The sequence below is a fragment of the Arthrobacter sp. P4_F11 genome (genome assembly GCF_056401395.1).
Genome location: NZ_JBFUJK010000041.1, coordinates 1 through 1740 on the forward strand (window position 1 = coordinate 1; position 1740 = coordinate 1740).

General features: G+C 67.7%; 1 protein-coding gene. It reads left to right on the forward strand.

The window, feature by feature from the left end:
* Positions 1-132: 132 nt before the first annotated feature.
* Complete coding sequence (locus AC1DRO_RS21140) at positions 133-1353, forward strand: IS110 family RNA-guided transposase (RefSeq protein WP_476952334.1); 1221 nt, start codon at positions 133-135, stop codon at positions 1351-1353.
* Positions 1354-1740 lie beyond the last annotated feature (387 nt).

Here is a 1740-nt window from a genome sequence, read left to right on the forward strand (position 1 = left end):
ACAACAGCTGATATGAGTTGAGTCTGTCCTTCACAAACACCTCCGGAGATGTCAGGACGGGATGTATCAGATTCCTTTGAGGACCTGAGGTTGATCCGCGGGATCCTCCCGACACCTTCGGAGGTGTTTGTTATGTCTGTTCAGGGCGTGGTGACCGGTGAATCACCCGTTGTTGTTGCTGTCGACGTTGGCAAGAGGACGGTCGCGTTGTCGGTCACCGATGCCGCCCGGCACCGCCTGTTGGGTCCGGTGGACTTCGAGATGACCGGACGGGGCCTGGACGGGATCCTCACTCTGATCAAAAGCAGGCTGGCCGGGATGGATGTTCCCGTGAGAGTCGGGATCGAAGCTGCCGGGCATTACCACCGGCCGCTGCTCACCCCGTCCGTGTGGCCCGCGGACTGGCAGGTTCTGGAGCTGAATCCCGCGCACGTGGCCGAGCAGCGCAGGGTCCAGGGACGCCGGCGCATCAAGACCGATGCCCTGGATCTGGAAGCGATCACCGAGCTGGTCCTCAGCGGCAGGGGCCTTCCTGTGACTGCGCGCGAGGCTGTGATCGGTGAACTCGGCGCGTGGGCGGCGCACCGGACCCGCASGGTCCAGGCGCGGACCGCGACGAAGAACCAGCTGCTGGGCCAGCTGGACCGGGCCTTCCCCGGGCTGACGCTGGTCCTGCCGGACGTGCTCGGCACCAAAGTGGGAAGGCTCATCGCTGCTGAATTCACCGACCCGAAGCGGCTCGCCGCACTGGGCACCGCCCGGTTCATCCGGTTCGCCGCCGTCCGCGGCCTCCACGTTCGGCAGCCGCTGGCCGAACGGCTCGTCCGTGCCGCCCGCGACGCGCTGACCACGGCGGACGCAGCCGTGGCCCGGCAGGTGCTGGCCGCCGATCTGGCCCTGCTGACCGAGCTCACCGCGCAGATCGACGCATCCGAGGCAGAGTTCGCCCGGTTGCTTCCGTTGAGCCCGTTCGCGACGCTCACCACGACCCCGGGCTGGGGTGTGGTCCGCGCCGGCAACTACGGCGGCGCCCTGGGCGACCCGCACCGCTGGCCCGGGCCGTCACAGATCTACCGGGCATCGGGTCTGTCCCCCACCCAGTACGAATCGGCAGGCAAACGACGCGACGGATCCATCAGCAGGGAAGGCAACGTGGCCCTACGCCGGGCCCTGATCGATCTCGGCATGGGGCTCTGGTTCAACGACGCGCCCAGCCGGACCTACGCCGCGGCGCTCAGGACCAGAGGCAAGCACGGCGGCGTCATCGCCTGCGCGATGGCGCACCGCGCATCACGGATCGCCTACGCCATGGTCCGGGACCAGGCCACCTACGACCCCGGCCGCTGGAAGTGACAAGCCGCGGCACACCATGATGCCAGCCGGAAATCCCCCTCACGGAACCCACGGAGGTGCCCGCAGGATCCCTTCACAACCCAGGCCGGCGGTGAGACGCTGGAACCGACGAAGGGCCGGACCAGACGCCGAYACAGCTATGGCGGACGCTTCCCGCGTTACGCCGCACCTAGCTTGGCGCCCGGCCCTTCGCCCTTGGGCAGCCCGAACGACGCCAGATGACCCGGCAACCGCCGAGGTCGAATAAGTCAGCGTGGGCGCCCTTGGAATCACGCCGGGCCAGCCAACCAAACCGCCACCCCACAGACACGTCAGAACGCCCGGCCAAACATGCGGCGCGCACTGTCATGCCCGGAGCATGCACTTGACACGACCTATAGCCAGCTA